Raw genomic sequence first — 18,371 nt, forward strand, 5'->3', positions numbered from 1 at the left:
AAAATTCTTTTCTTTATAAGAGAGCTCATTGTATTTTTTCATTAGCTAATTCACTCCTCTATAGATAATCTGCTACATGAAACTTTAATAGAAAAGACATTTTATATAAAATGATTTTTGGAACTCTAAAATGCTTTACTCCTTCTTGAAGTAAAGCACCCGTTAGTTGAAGTACAATGTTTCACAAATTGATAACTTCCTTGGAATTCAATACAACAGTAAGGTTCTAAAGCCAAAGTCTTTTTAGTTAAATCTACCTTTTAAATCCACCTTCTGAATGAATAATCTGACCTGTAATCCAATCTGCCTCATCGCTCACTAGAAATTTAATAGTTTTTGCAACATCTCTCGGTTTTCCTATTCTACCGAAAGGAAACATCGGTATTAATTCATTTTTTATTTTTTCTGTCATCCAACCTGTATCAGTTGGACCTGGATTTAATGCATTAACCGTTATTCCTAAAGGGGCTAGTTCAGCCGACAATGTAATAGTTAAAGCATCAACTGCTCCTTTTGTTGTTGCATATGCTAATTCGCCAGGCATTGGCCCTTGAAACTGACCTGAAGTAATATTGACTATTCTTCCACCTGATTTCTTATCAAACCTTTGAGCAAATCTACTACTCAATAGTGTCGTAGCACGCACATTTACCATGTAATGTTTATCTAATTCTTCGGCAGTTAAATTAGAAAAATCGTTGTTAGTTGAGTATGCTGCGTTATTAATCAAGATATCAGGACTACCAAGTTGTTCAGAAACTTTATTTATAAGTTGTTCAGGTGCTTCATGTTGAGTTAAATCCAACTCCATACATGATACCTTAATACCTTTTTTTATTAATTCTTCTTTTAATTTAACGGGTTCATCTAATTCAATGCTCCAAGGCATTTTTTTATCATATTCCGTCCAATAAGTAAAAAATATATGATAACCCGAATCAGCTAACTCCTTACAAATAGCAGCTCCAATCCCTTTCAGACGGCTTACACCCGTAACAATCGCAACTTTCCCTTTTAATTGGTCCATTATCATCTCTCCCATACCTAACATTACTTTACCATGATTAACTGAATTACTTATTGAACTAAGCTGCCCCTTTACTTGAACAAGAAAAGAGAGCTGTATCATTGACTCTACAATTTACTAAAGCACCCGTTAGTTGAATAAACCACAAAGCAAAATTATTAATCAATCAAACCGTTTGGGTCTAAATTTTTTAAGTCTTCTTTAGTAATTCCATCGTGCTCCTTATCTATAATTTCATAGCCAAATTGCAATACCGTGTTGTGAGCAAAATATGTATATTCAACATAAGGTTCATCTTCGAAGGTTACAATTGTGTAAAATTCAGGCATTTTAAACCCATAAACACCTTCAACTGAACCTATTTCTCCCTTATCGTATCCCATTTCTTCTAGAAGGTAATTTGTTACCTTATTTTCATAAATATTTTTGTTAACTTCTAAGTAAATAAACGGCAACAGAATAATTATTAGAATTAAAATAGATACAATCAAAGAAATTTTACGGATTTTTTGCATTAGCTCCTCCTATGGATTTAATCATTCTTATTCAACTAAACTGCCGCTTTAGTTTAAGTGTAACATTTCACAATGCCTATCTGAGCTTTACTTATATTTTGGACATAATAATAGACCATCGAAATGATGGTCCTGTTTTGCTAAAGCACCCGTTAGTTGAAGAACATATTCTTATTTTTCGATTGCCTTATTAACTGATTCAATAGCATGAATTACTGTTGTATCAAATATTGGAACTTCGGAATCCTCTTGTTTTATTAATAATCCAATCTCTGTACATCCTAATATAATCCCTTCGGCACCCTTATCAATTAGATTTTTGATGACTTTTTTAAAATATTCTTTTGATGCATGATTGATTTTCCCTAAACATAATTCTTCATAAATCACTTCATTTATAAGTTCTATATCCTCGTTACCTGGAATCAATACCTTTATATCATTAGCTTCAATTCTTGATTTGTAAAAGTCTTGCACCATTGTATATTTAGTCCCAAGTAGACCAACTGAAGTTACTTTTGATTTCTTTATTTCATTTGCTGTTGCATCAGCAATATGTAAAATTGGAATATTTATTTTTTCTTCAATATAATCTATTACCTTGTGCATTGTGTTTGTGCAAATAACAATAAAATCTGCTCCTGCTTTTTCTAAAGAGAGTGCCACATCCCCCAAAGTGTGTCCAGCACTTTTCCAATCACCATTAGCTTGAAAACGTTCTATTTCGTCAAAGTCAACGCTATATAAAATGCATTTGGCTGAATGTAATCCCCCTAATTTGTTCTTTATCTCTTCATTTATTAAACGGTAATATTCATTTGATGATTCCCAACTCATCCCGCCAATTAAACCTATTGTTTTCAATACACTAATTCCTCCTTATAGATTGTATGTGTATGATGGAATATTATTATATTCACCATAAGATCCTAAATTCTTTAATTTCGACATTTTAAGAACTTTTTCCTTCTTCAAGTAACCTGCTGCTTTAGATCATGAAGGAAAAAGTCTCTATTCTTTTTGAAATTAAAAAAACGTTAGGTTAACAAGGAAATTTATCATTCAGGTAACTCATTAAACTTCACTCTATCTTGTTCCTTCATAAATTGAATAGCTTTTTCAAGTGTTAATATACCGTTTTTTACCCAACTCTTTCCGATTTCCAAAACTAGTGATTCAACAAATCCTTTGTCATTAAAAACAAAAACATATTCCAACAAAGCATTTATTACTTCATTATTAAGACCCAAGTCTTGCAAATCTATCACAAGTGTTTCTTCATCCTTAGTTGCAACATCATAGGCTGAAATCAATTCAAATGGTGTTATAGTTTTATATTTGTTAAGAAGCCATTCATCTACAGTCATTCCTGTTTTCTCTTTAAATTTAACTTCATGTTTCGCGTTCCATTCCTCCTAAATGCAGTAGTATGAAGTTATATTTCGACATTTATTTCATGGTACCCTCTAATTTTCTTATTGAACTTACTTGTTGCTTTAGAGCTTTAGCTCAATAAGAAATGAACCTACTAAACAGCTCAACGATTTTTGAGTAAAGCAAGGTACTTAAAAAAGGAGTTATTGTTTAAAATCCATATTTAATGTAAGTCGATAAACAAAGGATAAGAGAATTCCGTTCTATATTGAACGATAACTTCTATGGGTTTGTTTTCATTGCTTTCTGAGCTCAATACATGTTCATCTTTTATTGTTCCTTCATACCATATTTGACCTTTACTATTTTCTATAATATCTTCTAAGCCATCAAAATATATCTCAAAGTCGTTTGTATTGTAATGTTTGTAAATCTCTTTTTCGCTTAGTTCAGTAGATATTCTTTTGTAAGCCACGACTGTAGGTCTTCCTCCGCTACCCCACGGACCGCCTCCATATAGAACCCCGTAATCAAATCCTTCTTTTAATGCTTTTGTCTTTTTAGGCAACTCAAATTCTAGAAGTATATTGGCAGATTTCTTTGCGTAAACGTATTCTTGATCTTTGATGATATAGAACGTATATATTCCGATCAATGTAATAGCTATAGCTATTACTCCCAGTATGAGGCGTTTCACAAAAGCACCCCTTTCCAATTTTTTATAACATCCAGAAACAGAACTTTTACTTAAGAAGAAATGTTATACGCTACCTCTTTACTTTATATTCTATAAAAATGAGATCTTAAAGTACCGTTTCTGAAAAGATTGTAGCAACTGTAACGCAACAAGGGCTCCCCACTCTGAAGATATCTTTCTAAGGACGTAAACGTTTACTCTTTAATTTTTACTCCAAACTCAGTCTCTACACTATCCTCAAATGGATTCTTATTAAAATATTCATCTAACTCGTGTAAAATCATATGAAGTTCATCTAAAGTCGGATCTCCTTTTTCAACATTATTATTAAGTGCCTGCTCCGCTAATTGAATAGCCATTTGTAATTCATCATTTTTTTCTTCACCTGGTTCAATCTCATTTAAATAAAACAAAATGCTTTCTAAGTATCTAATAAAAGTAGTATTAGGCATAGTTCTATGTCTTATATATAACCCATTATCAGTAATCATTGCTGCTCTTAGATGGGCAACATATAAATTATAATTGGAGTTTGAATAATCATAAGGAATAGATTCTCTTTTCTCATGGTCCCAAATCAAATCAGACTCGGGATTTCCATTCGGTCGATATACCCCAGCTTTTAGTTTTTCTTTTTTCTTGTCTTCATCCTCTTCCATTCCTAGAATTTCAATTGATTCTTCCTCATTTTGATTTTGTGTTAATCCTTTTTCTATAATATTTGGCTCTCCAGCATTTTCATTTATTCCTTCTATATTGTTAGAAATAAATGTATATCCAAAAATAACAAGTCCTGCGGTAAATGCTAATGTAAGAACATGTTGGAAATAATATTGCTTCGGTTTTCCTGTTTTTTCAATTTCATTGATTTTTATTAGTACGCTTTGTTTATTTTCTTCTGTAAAGGATGTGTTTATCTTTTCTTCAAAATTTAATTCTTTTAAATATTTATCCAAGAATAATACCTCCTTCATTTATTAAATCTTTTAATTTACTTCTTGCCCGCAATAATCTTGTTTGCAATGTAGTTTCCTTCTCATTTAAAATAAAGCTAATTTCTTTTACTGAAAGTTCTTTGAAATAATAAAGTATAATGACTTCTCGATATTTAATAGGTAGCTCCATTACTTTTTCGAAGAGTCCTTCATTTAGAGATCTTTGCTTGTACTCTTCTGCTACATGATTTATGTTTTGGAATGTCATTAGACTAGTAATTCGCTCGATTAATTTACTAGGACGTAAACGATTATTTCTTATGTAATCTTTACACTTATTTACAGCAATTGAATAAATCCAGCTTTTAAGAGATGATTTACCTTGGAATGTACTAAGCTTCAAATAAATGGTCACAAAAACTTCTTGGGTTACATCATCCGTATCCGCTTCATTATTCAAATATGTATAAATGAATTTTTTTACATCATTTCCATATGTATTCATGATGATTTCAATTGCTTCGATTGGATTTGCCTTTAAATCAGTAAGTTCATTTTGCCCTTCGTAATAATTCGGTAATCCTCTCTTTTTCTCCAACAAAATTTCCCCCTTTCCCATCCCTCTATATATAAGACGATAGATATGATGTAAATATTGCACTTTATAAATTAATTATAGAAAATTCTTTTAATAACGATTGCTATGCAATTAAGATCATAAAAAAACCAAATCAAATTTGAAAATTTGTTATATCATAAAGGTTCTCTTGTTGTTTATATGAAACAAAGAGCACCTCATTTCACTTAAAAAATGAGCTAGGAAATGTATCTCCAAGCACATTGTATTTCGATATTCGTTTTTTACTAAAGCACCCGTTAGTTGAATAACGAGGTTCCCAACACACTCAAACAGGTACTTGAGGAATTATTGTATGTTGAATAATAAAGAAATACGTGCCAATATGGTATATAGGAAATTGGAGGTATAAGGATGCTTTGGAAAATTTATTTTTGGATAATGTTAGTTTTGTTGATAGTGTCAATGTTTTTAGAAAATGAATATGGTTGGGGAGAATCTGTATTAAGGATTGTGAGTACGATTATTGCCATTATTAACACAGTTGGACTTTATGGTTATGTATATAAGAAAAAATTCTATTCGCAATCTTTTTGGAAAATTATATTCAAGTTACTATAATAGATGTAATTGTATCTTCACTTTATTATGGGTATCAAGATACCGAACTAGGAACAGAAGGAAATATTTTTGTTGCTGTTTTTACGCTTATTATCATGTATCCTCTTTTGCTAGGTTTATATCGATATGGATTCCAAAAGCAAAAAACAGCTGAAAAGGGATTGTGATTAACAACCTTTAAAAAGCCGATTTCCAGTATTAGGGAATCGACTTTTTTTTATTTATTCATCTTTAACTAAAGCACCCGCTAGTTGAAGAAGCAACTTCTCTTTTATTACACATTATGGTCGTAATGGCATGATAATATAGTTTTCTTCATACGATTACTTGAGGTGATAAAATGGAATTACTTTCTGAAAAGGATGCATTGAACTCGATACTTTATGTTATTTACTTCGGATTTCCTATTCTAATAGCAATAAATTTAGGTGTACTAATAACTTTAATCCAATTAAAGAGAAGAAGTAAAAGATAAAATATAACCCTAAAGGAACAGAGTAATTTTTCTTTCTCTTATTGAACTAAACTTCCGCTTTAGTTCAATAAGAAAAAGGCTTTACTCCTTCCTGAAATAAAGCACTCATTAGTCTAATTAAGATATCTCAATAAGTAAGTTTCTTTGAAAGATAATACTGTTGATAATCTTTATTAGGATGTTCTTCAATTACACCAACTACTTCATAACCATATTTTTGATAAAAATTTGGAGCTTGAAAGCTAAATGTATCTAGTTGAATTAGATTGCATCTAATCTTTCTTGCGATTTCCTCAATATTATCTAATAACTGCCTTCCATACCCTTTACCTCTAAGAGATTCATCAACCCATAAGAAATCAATATGTAAGTGATACCAAAAAATCGTTCCTGTAATGCCACCTAAAATTTTCTCCCCTTCATCTCTAAGGATAAAGCTAATGTTTTTGACTGGATGTTTTACTTCATCTGGTAGTTTAGAAAGATTGTGTTCAATTACCTTTTTACGAATATAATCACTATCTTCTTGATTCCATTGCTGAGTTATTTTCATAACCTTTCCTCCATATAAGTTTTTGAATAAATATTTTACCACAACAATGAACTTATATTTACAAATAATCCATTTTTTCTTATTAAACTAACCTGCCGCTTTAGTTAAACAAGAATAAATGATGTCTGCTGCCGGCCTTGTTCTGCTAAAGCACCCGTTAGTTTAAGTACAATCATACACAATCTATCAACGAGTTCAGTAATTTCTATAAAAATCTTTTTAAACCCTGAATTACTATATCAGGTCTATCGAGATGAATACCATGGTCACTGCGGTCTGCTATGATAAGTTCCCCTTTAGTAGATAATTGAGATAGTCCTATTTGCAGTTCTCTCCAAACTTTTTCATATTTTACTGCCTCTTCTTCTGGAATATTGTATTGAACAAAGGCATTAACCGAAGCTTCTATGTCTCTTGCTACAACTGTTAGTGGAATGTTAGGGAATTCACCAAGTTCTTTTATACTTTCACTACTGGATTCCCAGTTTTGGAACTCTTCTGCAACAGTTTTAAACAAATTAGGACTGGTGATAAATTCCTCAAATCTAATCACTTCATTCTTGGTAAGCATGCCGTGAGAATCATCAATTGACTGATTATAAAGATTTCTAAGTTCATCTTTTGATTTATATGAATTGTCCAGATTACTTTGTACCATTTGGTCTATTGATATTAGAGAATTCATTACTGGAATATCAAGATTATATAAACGATTAAAGTTTGGAGAAGTTGAATCCAATAAAATTAGTCCATTAACTTTGTCTGGGAAAAGCATTACATAATGTAATGCACATAGTCCTCCAAAAGAATGTCCCATTATAGTGACCTTTTCCTTTATTCCTAATGACTCAATAAATTTGTTTAACTCGTAAGATATATTTTTAGTTGTCCTTGGATTTTTTGAAATCCTACTACTACCATAACCAGACCTGTGATACATAATTATAGTAAAATCTTTCATTATGTTTTTAACAAAGGGAAACCAGTTATAAATTGAACTTCCTATTCCTATTTCTATAAGGAGAATCTTCTCCCCAGTACCAAAAACTTTATACTCTAAATCTAATTCAGCGTTTTCTAATTTTCCCAATGCTACACCCCTTTTAACCACACTTTTTCAATATTCTTATTGAACTAAACTTCCGCTTTAGTTCAATAAGAAAAAAGGCTTTACCCCTTCATGAAGTAAAGTACCCGTTACTTTAAGTACAATCTTTCACAAACCTACATTCTATTGATACCACTTAGGTTTTAATCTGCTAAAGTAATCATGATCTTCTAAATACGTATAAACTTTATCTAACATCTCATTTACGTTGTTTGGAATAGTTTTTAAAGTCCATATAATAGTAGAAAAAACACACATTGCTAGGTAAAGTGAATACAACCTCCAAAAATCTTCATCAGGTTCTTTATTATTAAAATATCCTCTGATTTGCCCTATTGAAAAAGGAATGCTTACTTCCCGGCTAAAAATTCCTAACTTTAGAAATTCATGAATTGGATCTCCCCAATCATACCTGTTAAAGTCTATAACTCCCGCGAATTCTTTATTATTCACAATGATGTTCCCAAGGTGAAAATCGTCATGTTGAAACAAGTTCGGGCGTAGTTTCATTAGATGGATATTCTCATTAATAAAATTTATTATTTTATGGTCATTTTTTACCTTTACCTCACATGCTAAGTAAGCATCTAAATATTTCTTATGCTTTTTAACTTTCCTTGAATACCACGAAGAGATATGGTCTGGAGCAGATAATTGATGCATTTTTCTTAGTTCTTTTCCTGCATCAATACCAATATTATATTGTTCTTGGTCCGAGTATTTTGAGATTTCATCCTCAGCATCATTACCTTCTATGTATGATGTAATCATATACCCCCGATTTGCTACCTCACCAATTGAAATCGGTTGTGAACAAGAGACGTTATAATCCTGCATCCTCTCCATAAGAGAGTATTCTGTCTTTTTTAATTCCAACTCTTCTAAATTAAACATCCGAAGTAATAGCTTTTTGTTACCATCGTGCATAAGTAATACATATTTTTCATCAGTGGAAAAACCCTTTTTAACTTCAATAACTTCTTTACAATTACTTATCAAAGGAATCTGTTTTATTAGTGTTTTACTCACACCCTCACCCCTGTTATTAAATTTTGAAACAGTTCAATAATCTTAAACTAGTATATTTCTATGAAAAAACTACATTTCCTTCTTTCACTAAACTGCTTTAGTTTAAGTTTAACATTTCACAATGGAGTTCTGAGATTTACTTGATGTTTTGTAAAAAATAGAGACCATCGAAAGATGATGGTCTTGTTCTGTCTAAAGCACCCGTTAGTTGAAGTACAAATATTTACACTGATTGTAAGTGGACTGCTATTGGGTAAGTACCTTACAAACGATAAGAATACAAATCCATGAGTTTACAAATTCGTGGATTTTATTTTTTTATAAGAAAAATAATTGTATATAAAATCGAATATTGATACGAAATAGGCTGAACCAGCAAATAAGAATATAGGGGAATCATAAGGGTCGTTAATAAAGCCTTGTAAATCAATAAAGTCTTGTAATTCTAGATAAAGTAACCAAAGTGTTGTGATGACAAAAAGAGAAATATCGTAAGCGATACTTAGTGGGCGTTTAATCTTTTTTAGAGCGAAATTAAAAACTACAATTCTAAAAAAAACAAATAAAAGTAAACAAATTTGATAAGCCAATGTAACATAAATGATTGATGGCTGTATTGATTCTGGTAACGTCGGCATCCACATGAACCCCTTTGAATAATTTTATTAATAGTTTATCGATTGGAGTTGTTATAAAGTAGGAAACGAAATTATGATTCTATAATTGTTATATAATACAAAAAGGTGTGATTTTGATATTGCATACGAATTAGACGAGTAAAAAGAATTTTTATTGAGCTTACCTGCCCCTTTACTTCAATAAGAAAAAGTTCCCTTACAGGCAGCCACTTGTTTAACTAAAGCACCGTTAGTTTAATAAGGAATAGTTTAATGGTATCGAAACCAAACAAACCATCCTATTTCTTTACTTTTAGCTAAAAATATTTGACCCTGAGCTAAATCAGCTCCGGGTGCTTTGGGGAAATCTAAACGTACAAGCCATGACTTTTCAGCAATTTCTTTGCCACAAAAGGTTTTTGCCATTCCAAAATAGCCTTCTTCTACTTTATTACCAACTGTATTTATAAAAGGTTTGGCAGTTACTACATTCCACTTAGTATACATGTAGGGAAAATCATCTAATCCAGTTCCATAAGTTTTTGGTATTAAAGTATTTAACGCTTCTATTACCTCTTTTTTATCTTGAAGTGAAGTTACCTCTAATTCACTTAATACGGGACAATTTTTCGGCTGTGCATAAGATTCAAATGACACCAAAGTAAGCATAGATATGATTAAAATCAGTGCATACATTCTTTTCAAGATAAATTCACCTCTTTTCTAATTACTTTCTCCAATTAGAAAAGAATTATTAATCCTTGTTCAACTAACCCGCCGCGTTAGGTCAATGAGAAAAGCTACCCTTACAGGTAGCCACTTGTTTAACTAAAGCACCCGTTAGTTTAAGTACATTGTTTCACAATCTCAGTTAAACTTCTTCTTTTGTATATTCAGTAAATGAATCGAAATCTCCACAACCCAATATAGTTCACAACTCTCTGGGTGAAGCATAATCCCTTTAGATTGGACTACATATTCTTTGGTTATCGGTTCTATATGGAAGTGCTTTCCATTACCATAATCGTGTGCTAAACGAAATAACTCTGTACCTAATCCGAGTAAAACATTTTTACTTAGAGTAATTTGTACTCTACAATTCGACGTTATATCATTTCCGCTACTATCCATAACGGATACTAATGCAATGTTGTCTCTTGTTATTTCAAAAGCTTATTCTTTATCAAAATCGTTATCTAAATCAATAATGTATTCAGACATAATTAATTATTCTCCCTCTTTTCTTATTGAAGTAAAGCACCCGTTACTTTAAGTACTTTCTTTCACAATCCATTTCAAAAACAATTTTTTCAATATAACCACTCCAATATTATATAAAGGTCCCGTAAAGTTATTATCGGAAATTTAATGAATGCTTTTCCAGAATAAAATAGGCATCATACTAATCAATTTGTTGTTTTTCTGCATAATACCATTTTAAATAATACATTATTCCAGACTTATCGACCCAGCTAAAATCTATTAGATCCTTCTCTAGTGAATGGTGTAGCTCATCTACTGGAATCCACTTTATATCCATAGTACCGTCGCCTTCTTTAACTAAATTACCAGAGGCTTGACATCGAAAATAAGCGCCTAATGAATTTACTGGACCATTTGTCGTTTGATAAACAGCAAAAGGCTTCATAGCTTCAACATTTGAGTCCACATCATTAGTTTCAATTCTAGTTTCTTCCCCAAAAATCTTTGTTATATGAAGTCCTGTTTCTTCGTGCACTTCTCTTTTAAGTCCTTCTATAAATGACTCGAATTCCTCTAACCTTCCCCCAGGTAGCTCATAAGGTGTTTTATTCTCATTAGATTTAACCCTTTTTTGTATAACGATTTCAGTTCCATTTGGTCCATTTCTTTCAATTATTGCTCTAATATTTACATAGATCATATAAGTTCTCCCTCACTTTTCCTATTCAACTAGATGGCCCGATTGTTGAATACAAGTTAAAACCTCTCTTGAACTAAACTGCCCCGTTAGTAAAAATATACCCTATGTCTATAATTCTATTAAGTTGGCAATAATCCTTTTAATAGTACTATCTTAGGCGAAAGGAATTGTTACTGTCAAAAGCATGGGCTTCGTTTGAAGCGGATAAGCGAATAAAAGCCTTTCACCACAAACGTTGAAAGCCTACCAGTTACATTCTTCACTACTAATTGATTATTTTAAAGATGTAGAGATGGCATTGCTGGATACAAATCAACTAAAGGAATATATTGCTATATCCTGTAAGCTTTTAAAACCAGCCAGTTTTGCACATCTTATTCGCTTTATGAAATCATTTTTTCGTTGGTCTCATGAAGAAGGCATTCTTAGTAAGAATCTAACTTCCAAGATTAAAGAACCCAAAGTAGAGAAGCGAATACCCAAGTATTTAACCGAACGGGAGATTGAACACCTTCGTGAATCCTGTCATCCCCCAATAGAAAAAGCAATCTTTGAATTCATGTTTTCTACCGGTTGTCGAATTGGAGAAATAGTTTCCTTAGAAAAGAACCATATTAATTGGACCAATCAATCCGCGATTGTGAGGGGAAAGGGCGAGAAGGAAAGGGAAGTTTATTTAAATACACTTTGTGATATTTGGCTTAAACGCTATATGGAAAGTCGTAATGATCATAATCCAAAAGTCTTTGTAACTGCAAGACAGCCACATAAAATGAGTGTTGCCCAAATGCGATACATCATCAAGCGGATCTCCAATCGTGCGGAAATTAAAAAAGAGATTCATCCACACCAACTTAGAACACAGCTATGCAACTCATTTGATGAATAATGGGGCTCCTATAGAAGTGATACAAAGTCTAATGGGGCATAAGAAAAGTGAAACAACTAGGATCTACGCTAAATTAAGCGGAAGACTAAGGAAAGAGTATTATCAGAAATACTTTTAAATACAAAGGAGCCACGTCATAATGACGAGGCTTTTTTTGACTAACGCACCCGTTAGTTGAATAAGATTGAAATCGCCTGATAGTATCACTTTTAGTTAACAAGAATAATATATTCATTTAGAAATTCTCTACGTATTTTTTCTCTTTAACTTAATTATTTTATATTTCGGATTATTTTAATATTGTTTTTTAAAGTAAATTATATTACTCTTTAAAGTAATTAATGATTGGAGGGAGAAAAATGAATATTATCAAACGAAAGGATTCCATCTTAAATATTGACCAATATGAAAAAGACTTTGAAAGATTGTTGAAAGACTTTATAAATGCAGCTTCTTTTGAGGAGCAAAATGTCCAGTTTGAAAGGCTGAATCATCATCGACTTGCTTATCAGGCGTCAGAAAATGAGGCTAGGATTCATTACTTTGGAGATACGGCAAATGATGAATACAATAAACAGTATGACTTTTTCCAAGAGTCCGAGCCACGCTGGCTATGGATGACAAGGGAATACTACAAAGAGATACTGAACGCGAAATTTAGGGAACAGCTTGAGAGACAGTGGGGTAATCAGCTATTCAAAATTGCAGATATTAAACTGAAAACCTATTCTGATGAAGTGCAAGAAGATATCAAGATGGAGAATCGCCTTGTATCCGAGTATCAGGAGCTGTTGGGAAAAGCGAGCATTCCTTTCGATGGAAAAGAGCAGAGATTAAGTACCTTTGCTCTATATTTAGGCTCACCTGATCGTGAGGTTCGGAAAGCAGCCTTTGAGGCAAAATCGGGCTACTTCAAACAGCATGCCTCCGATTTTGACCGAATCCTTGATAATCTGGTTAAGACACGCAACCGAATCGCGAAAACCTTAGGTTATTCTTCCTTTGCGGAACTTGGCTATGACCGAATGCATAGAACAGGACATACGCCCGACGACCTCGTTCAATACCGCAAGCAAGTGAAAGAGCATGGGGTTCAATTCATTTCTTCTCTTAGAAAGAAACAGCAGAACCGTATTGGCGTTTCCAAACTGAAGTATTATGATGAGAGCTACTTCTTCAAAAACGGTTCGCCCTCGCCTGTAGGGACATATCAGGAAATATTAGAAGTTTATCGAGCTATTTTCCATGAACTGTCTCCTGAAACGGGTGTATTTTTTGATGAACTGATGGAAAAAGGGAATTTTGACGTGGAATCACGTGCAAACAAAATGGGTGGTGCATTCGCGTCGTATAGCGGTCCGGAAGTTGCCACGTTTATTTTCGCAAATTTCAACGGCACATCCAATGATGTCAGGGTATTTGCACATGAGGCGGGCCATGCATTTCAGTTTTATATGAGCCGTCACTCAAATATCCATGAGTACATTATTCCGTATGATTCCTGTGAGGTATTTTCATTCACGATGGAACGGTTTGTTTGGCCTTGGATGGAACGTTTTTTTGGGGAAGATACGCAGAAGTACCAGTTTTCCAACCTGACCGAAGCATTTATTTATATGCCGGTTGTCTCAGTCATTGATGAATTCGAGCACTTCCTGTATGAATTCCCGACAACCACCATGCAAGTTCGGAAGGAAAAGTGGAGAGAGTTGGAGCATGAGTATTTGCCCGAACGGGACTACGATGGCAATGGATTTTTAGAGCAAGGCACAGGGTTTTATGAAATAGGGCATCTGTTCACTACGCCTTTTCATTTCATGGACTATGATTTGGCCCATTTTGCTGCAGTCCAGCTATGGATCAAACAGAAAGATGACCCAAAAACTGCTTGGGAAAGCTTCCTAAAAATGTGCAAACAAGGGGGACGGCTCCCATACCCTGAGCTTTTGAAGAGTGCAAACTTGGAGTCTCCTTTTGAAGATGGAAGCATGGAGAGGCTTCTTGAAAAGGTCAAAAGCTGGATTGATCAGGTGGATGACCGTTCATTTGAATAGCAAGTCTATAGGTAGCCGAAATTGCATCTTCGGCTACTTGTTTTATGTGGTAGCTGGTATCGATTATTTCATCCTCTTATTGAACTAACCTTCCCCTTTAGTTCAATAAGAAAAAAGGCTTTACTTCTTCTTGAAGTAAAGCCTCCGTTAGTTCAATAAAACTTGCCAGTATTATTCCTCGCTAAATCATTACATTTGAATAAGATTTATGCCATTTGTGTGTTGATAAAATACATTTATATAATGGCAATTACTTGAGCAAATTTAACCTCTTCCTCGACATATGGTGCATGGTTGCTTTCCTCAAAGGTGTATAGTTTTGAGTCAGGAATTTCTCGTGCTATTTCCTTACAAAACTTAAATGGGCATTGGACGTCATGGAGGCCTCCTATAACCGTTGTCGGAATAGTTATCTTATGAAGATCCTCAGTTATGTCAAAGTTCGGCACCTCTTTGTAAGCGAAGTGATGCAGAAGTTTAGGAACAGAACTTCCGCTACTTGGCCTCGAAAAGTACTCATCGAGTTTTTCTGGTCTGAAGAGGGACATCATTGACCATTCTCTATTTGCTTTTATACGACTATCCATGGATGCCTTCGGATCATTCATAATGCTTAGAATTTCCTTGAGACGAGGATTATAAGGGTGATCCTTGTGGAAAATACTGTCAGAATGATGTACATATCTATACGAAGCAGAAGCAGAACAAATAATTAACTTCGTTAGTGATTTCTCATAACTTAAAGCATAAGCCATTCCAAGCATACCGCCTGCTGAATAACCAGCAAACCCCCATTGTGTAATGTTTAATTCGGTTCGTATTGCCTCTAAATCTTTTATTGCTTCTTCAAATCCCATTTGTGCTTCCGACTCGACTGGATCTGATTTACCTGCACCCCTTAGATTTACTAAAAAGACTTTATAATGATCTGTAAATGGTTCGGCAAACTGATTGCCATAATAGTTATATTCACTGTACATATGGGTTATACACATCGGTTCCCCACTGCCTTTCACGAAAACCTCGAAATTCCCCCTACTTGTTCTGATAAATTGTTGTGTCCACATTTCATTTCCCCCTTTTATAGAAAAGTATTATTCATTTTTCTAGGACTTTTCAATAGCTATTCTCACAATCCCTTTTTGTAGCAGCCTTATTCTGCATTCTGTTATTTAGTTATGCCTTATTGAACTAAACTGCCCCGTTAGTTTAAAGTGAAGTATTTCACATATTCAAATGAGTTATCCGAAATGATATATCCGTGTCTTATAACATATATCATTATTTGTTCCCCATATATCAGCAGTTTAGTAACTTACTTTTCCCAAAAGACCATTTTTGTTGTTCAATTAACCTGCTGCGAAAGTATTAACACATCCTATGTCTATAATTCTATGAAGTTGGCAATAATCCTTTTAGTATTACTATTTTAAGGGGGAATGAAATTGCTACTGTCAAAAGCATGGGCATCGTTTGAAGCGGATAAACGAATAGAGAGCTTTTCTCCACAAACGTTGAAGGCCTACCAGTTACAGTCTTTACTACTAATTGGTTATTTTAAGGATGTAAAAATAGAATTGCTGGATTCCAATCAACTAAAGGAGTATCTTGCAATATCCGGCAAGCATTTAAAACCAGCCAGTCTTGCACATCGTATCCGCTTTTTGAAATCATTTTTTCGTTGGTCTCATGAAGAAGGATACCTGAATAGGAATCTAACTTCCAAAATTAAAGAACCAAAAGTAGGCAAACGGATACCCAAGTATTTAACCGAACGGAAGATTGAACACTTTCGTGAATCCTGTCATTCCCCAATGGAAAAAGCAATTTTTGAATTCATGTTTTCTACCGGTTGTCGAATTGGAGAAATAGTTGCGCTAGAAAAGAACCATATAAATTGGTCCAATCAATCCGCAATCGTTAGAGGAAAAGGTGATAAGGAAAGAGAAGTTTATTTTAATACACGTTGTGACATATGGCTTAAACGTTATATGGAAAGCCGAAATGACCATAATCCTGCAATCTTTGTGACCGCAAGACAGCCCCATAGAATGAGTGTCGCCCAAATGCGATACATCATCAAGCGGATCTCGAATCGTGCGGAAATCAATAAAGCGATTCATCCAAATCAACTTAGACACAGCTACGCAACTCATTTGTTGAATAATGGAGCTCCTATTGAAGTCATACAAAGTCTTATGGGGCATGAGAAAAGTGAGACAACAAGGATCTATGCTCAGTTAAGCGGAAGCTTAAGAAAAGAGTATTATCAGAAGTACTTTTAAATGAAAAGAGCAACGTCTTAAAAGAAGTTGCTCTTTTTAACTAAGGCACCCATTAGTTAAAAAAGTTCAACAAAAGAGCATTAATCCAGAATCAACGCTCGTATTTATTTCATCAATTCTCTCCAAACATTTTTTAGAATGAAATGGTCAAAAACAACTTTTTCTTCCTTTATGCCTTCGTTTTGCCCGATTTTCAGTTGTTTTTGCGTTAATCCTTCTTAGTTCAACCAACGCACGTTACGTTAAATACATTTACTCACAATAGCTAAAATTATTTTTTATGGCTGTTTAAAACCAAGTGTAGCAATAAGAAATACGAAAAGATAAAAAATCAAAGCTAAGGAATTTATAACCAGTAAACCTATTCTTACCTCACCTTTAATTCCAGCCCATCCAAAAATAATCCCTAACATACCAAGCACAAAAGGTAAAAACAAACTTATTTTTATCAAAAAATCAAATATTTCTTCATTCAATAGCGGAGAAATTGTTAATATAAAAAATACCCCGGATAGGAAAGAGAAACACTTTTGTAGTGTTTCTGAGTTGCTCTTTATAATAATATAGTAGATTAGAATAAGAAAAAGTGCCGAGTAAATTCAAATCATTATTTCACCTCACCTCTTTTAAGAAAGTTCTTATTAAATTAACCTGCTGCCTCAGTTGAACTTGCAACAAGAGTTGTTTCAACTCAATAAGTTTTGATTAATGCACTCGTTAGTTGAATAGGTTTATATACTTACTTGTACTGAATAAATAAATAATATTGCCAAAACAATACCTATAACAAATTTAGAAAAATGTTTAAGTCTATCATTTTCAAATGTCTTAATTAACAAATAAAAAAAGCCGATTACCCAAATACCATTTTGAAAAAAAGTAGCGATTATATTTCTAAACATATTGAAGTAAAAAAATGAGTCCAACAGTATCCCCCCTTAATAACATTTTACCACAAATAACCAAAAATTCTTATTGAACTAAACTACCCCTTTAGATTAATAAGAAAAAAGGCTTTACTCCTTCTTGAAGTAAAGCACCCGTTAGTTTAAGTACATTTTTTCACAATCTTATAAGCAACTGTACTTTTAAGGTTGATTGTATCCTTTAAAAACTTCTGCGTTAGTATTTCTCAATTTTTATTGTTATATCTTCTTCGTTAATTGTTACGTTTTCTGTTTCAGAAACTTTCTTTATAGAATCTTCAATTATTTGTTTAATCAACATATCATCAACTTTTACATCCTTCAGGAAACCTACTGATACAGAAAGTTCTTTAAGATTTCCTCCTAACATCATTGAATCCGCCTCAATTGCTGTTTGTTCTGTAATAGCTCTGGTTATTTCATCTTTTAATTCTGAAAGAAATATATCTTCTGGTGATAATTCCTCATTTTCCACATTTTTTGAATCATCTAAAACTACTACTTCCGTCTCTCCATTACACCCAACTAACAAAATTGAACAAAATACAATCCCTGAAATTATAGCTTGTTTAATCATTTCTAAATTCCCCTTTCAAAAATAAAATGCATATTCCACAACAATTCTCCATATGTCAGTTTGACGGTATCTATTGGGAAAAGTTTCAACTTTAAACATAATCTACTTAAACTAACCGTTAGTAATAGGTAAGCATTTGAAGTTATCTCCAGCTTTTCCCCTACTCCGCACGGAACGTGCCAGTTTCCAAGCATTCCGCGTTCCATCTA

General features: G+C 33.1%; 20 protein-coding genes. 5 read left to right on the forward strand and 15 right to left on the reverse strand.

Annotated elements, in window-relative coordinates; translation table 11 throughout:
• Window positions 1–253: 253 nt before the first annotated feature.
• From ACIP9W_RS17795 to ACIP9W_RS17825, 7 genes are all read right to left on the reverse strand, one after another.
• The gene (locus ACIP9W_RS17795) at window positions 254–1,027 is read right to left on the reverse strand and encodes an SDR family oxidoreductase (protein WP_400792065.1); all 774 of its coding nucleotides are present in this window, start codon (window positions 1,025–1,027) and stop codon (window positions 254–256) included.
• 158 nt (window positions 1,028–1,185) lie between these two features.
• Window positions 1,186–1,542: a DUF3139 domain-containing protein gene (locus ACIP9W_RS17800; RefSeq protein ID WP_400792068.1), complete on the reverse strand. Its 357-nt coding sequence runs from the start codon at window positions 1,540–1,542 to the stop codon at window positions 1,186–1,188.
• Between the two features lie 171 nt (window positions 1,543–1,713).
• A complete protein-coding gene (locus ACIP9W_RS17805) occupies window positions 1,714–2,406 on the reverse strand; it encodes an aspartate/glutamate racemase family protein (protein ID WP_400792071.1) in 693 nt (230 codons plus the stop codon).
• A 194-nt stretch (window positions 2,407–2,600) separates the two neighbouring features.
• Window positions 2,601–2,909, reverse strand: coding sequence for a DnaD domain protein (locus ACIP9W_RS17810; RefSeq protein ID WP_400792074.1), 309 nt, complete (start codon window positions 2,907–2,909; stop codon window positions 2,601–2,603).
• Window positions 2,910–3,139: 230 nt separating this feature from the next.
• On the reverse strand, window positions 3,140–3,613 hold the full coding sequence (locus ACIP9W_RS17815) for a hypothetical protein (RefSeq protein WP_400792077.1): 474 nt from the start codon (window positions 3,611–3,613) through the stop codon (window positions 3,140–3,142).
• Between the two features lie 194 nt (window positions 3,614–3,807).
• Complete coding sequence (locus ACIP9W_RS17820; RefSeq protein WP_400792079.1) at window positions 3,808–4,569, reverse strand: polyphosphate kinase; 762 nt, start codon at window positions 4,567–4,569, stop codon at window positions 3,808–3,810.
• Window positions 4,562–5,146, reverse strand: a complete 585-nt coding sequence (locus tag ACIP9W_RS17825) for a sigma-70 family RNA polymerase sigma factor (RefSeq protein WP_400792082.1) — start codon at window positions 5,144–5,146, stop codon at window positions 4,562–4,564. Before ACIP9W_RS17825 ends, ACIP9W_RS17820 begins: the two co-directional genes overlap by 8 nt.
• A gap of 393 nt (window positions 5,147–5,539) precedes the next feature.
• Here ACIP9W_RS17825 and ACIP9W_RS17830 point away from each other — a divergent pair, with 393 nt between their 5' ends.
• The gene (locus tag ACIP9W_RS17830; RefSeq protein WP_400792085.1) at window positions 5,540–5,746 is read left to right on the forward strand and encodes a hypothetical protein; all 207 of its coding nucleotides are present in this window, start codon (window positions 5,540–5,542) and stop codon (window positions 5,744–5,746) included.
• Window positions 5,747–6,348: 602 nt separating this feature from the next.
• Here the strand turns inward: ACIP9W_RS17830 and ACIP9W_RS17835 are convergent.
• From ACIP9W_RS17835 to ACIP9W_RS17860, 6 genes are all read right to left on the reverse strand, one after another.
• A complete protein-coding gene (locus tag ACIP9W_RS17835; RefSeq protein ID WP_400792088.1) occupies window positions 6,349–6,774 on the reverse strand; it encodes a GNAT family N-acetyltransferase in 426 nt (141 codons plus the stop codon).
• A gap of 205 nt (window positions 6,775–6,979) precedes the next feature.
• A complete protein-coding gene (locus ACIP9W_RS17840; RefSeq protein ID WP_400792091.1) occupies window positions 6,980–7,864 on the reverse strand; it encodes an alpha/beta fold hydrolase in 885 nt (294 codons plus the stop codon).
• 141 nt (window positions 7,865–8,005) lie between these two features.
• Window positions 8,006–8,911, reverse strand: coding sequence for an aminoglycoside phosphotransferase family protein (locus ACIP9W_RS17845; protein ID WP_400792094.1), 906 nt, complete (start codon window positions 8,909–8,911; stop codon window positions 8,006–8,008).
• Window positions 8,912–9,204: 293 nt separating this feature from the next.
• Window positions 9,205–9,549, reverse strand: a complete 345-nt coding sequence (locus ACIP9W_RS17850) for a hypothetical protein (protein ID WP_400792097.1) — start codon at window positions 9,547–9,549, stop codon at window positions 9,205–9,207.
• A gap of 249 nt (window positions 9,550–9,798) precedes the next feature.
• Complete coding sequence (locus ACIP9W_RS17855) at window positions 9,799–10,224, reverse strand: hypothetical protein (protein WP_400792123.1); 426 nt, start codon at window positions 10,222–10,224, stop codon at window positions 9,799–9,801.
• A gap of 706 nt (window positions 10,225–10,930) precedes the next feature.
• Window positions 10,931–11,431 (reverse strand): NUDIX hydrolase, encoded by a 501-nt coding sequence (locus ACIP9W_RS17860; RefSeq protein WP_400792099.1) that lies wholly within the window; start codon window positions 11,429–11,431, stop codon window positions 10,931–10,933.
• A 292-nt stretch (window positions 11,432–11,723) separates the two neighbouring features.
• Here ACIP9W_RS17860 and ACIP9W_RS17865 point away from each other — a divergent pair, with 292 nt between their 5' ends.
• The 3 genes from ACIP9W_RS17865 to ACIP9W_RS17875 all read left to right on the forward strand — a co-directional run bounded on the left by ACIP9W_RS17865 (window position 11,724) and on the right by ACIP9W_RS17875 (window position 14,374).
• The gene (locus tag ACIP9W_RS17865; protein ID WP_400792102.1) at window positions 11,724–12,320 is read left to right on the forward strand and encodes a tyrosine-type recombinase/integrase; all 597 of its coding nucleotides are present in this window, start codon (window positions 11,724–11,726) and stop codon (window positions 12,318–12,320) included.
• Complete coding sequence (locus tag ACIP9W_RS17870) at window positions 12,313–12,438, forward strand: tyrosine-type recombinase/integrase (protein ID WP_400792105.1); 126 nt, start codon at window positions 12,313–12,315, stop codon at window positions 12,436–12,438. Before ACIP9W_RS17865 ends, ACIP9W_RS17870 begins: the two co-directional genes overlap by 8 nt.
• 241 nt (window positions 12,439–12,679) lie before the next feature.
• Window positions 12,680–14,374 (forward strand): M3 family oligoendopeptidase, encoded by a 1,695-nt coding sequence (locus ACIP9W_RS17875; RefSeq protein WP_400792108.1) that lies wholly within the window; start codon window positions 12,680–12,682, stop codon window positions 14,372–14,374.
• A gap of 236 nt (window positions 14,375–14,610) precedes the next feature.
• Here ACIP9W_RS17875 and ACIP9W_RS17880 read toward each other — a convergent pair whose 3' ends face one another.
• Window positions 14,611–15,441 (reverse strand): alpha/beta fold hydrolase, encoded by an 831-nt coding sequence (locus ACIP9W_RS17880; RefSeq protein WP_400792111.1) that lies wholly within the window; start codon window positions 15,439–15,441, stop codon window positions 14,611–14,613.
• 378 nt (window positions 15,442–15,819) lie between these two features.
• Here ACIP9W_RS17880 and ACIP9W_RS17885 point away from each other — a divergent pair, with 378 nt between their 5' ends.
• The gene (locus ACIP9W_RS17885) at window positions 15,820–16,659 is read left to right on the forward strand and encodes a tyrosine-type recombinase/integrase (RefSeq protein WP_400792113.1); all 840 of its coding nucleotides are present in this window, start codon (window positions 15,820–15,822) and stop codon (window positions 16,657–16,659) included.
• A 1,122-nt stretch (window positions 16,660–17,781) separates the two neighbouring features.
• Here ACIP9W_RS17885 and ACIP9W_RS17890 read toward each other — a convergent pair.
• Window positions 17,782–18,162 carry a topoisomerase gene (locus tag ACIP9W_RS17890; protein ID WP_400792115.1) on the reverse strand — a complete coding sequence of 127 codons (381 nt, stop codon included), beginning with the start codon at window positions 18,160–18,162 and terminating at the stop codon, window positions 17,782–17,784.
• Window positions 18,163–18,371 lie beyond the last annotated feature (209 nt).

Source organism: Psychrobacillus sp. NPDC093180 (assembly GCF_044754065.1).
GTDB lineage: Bacteria > Bacillota > Bacilli > Bacillales_A > Planococcaceae > Psychrobacillus.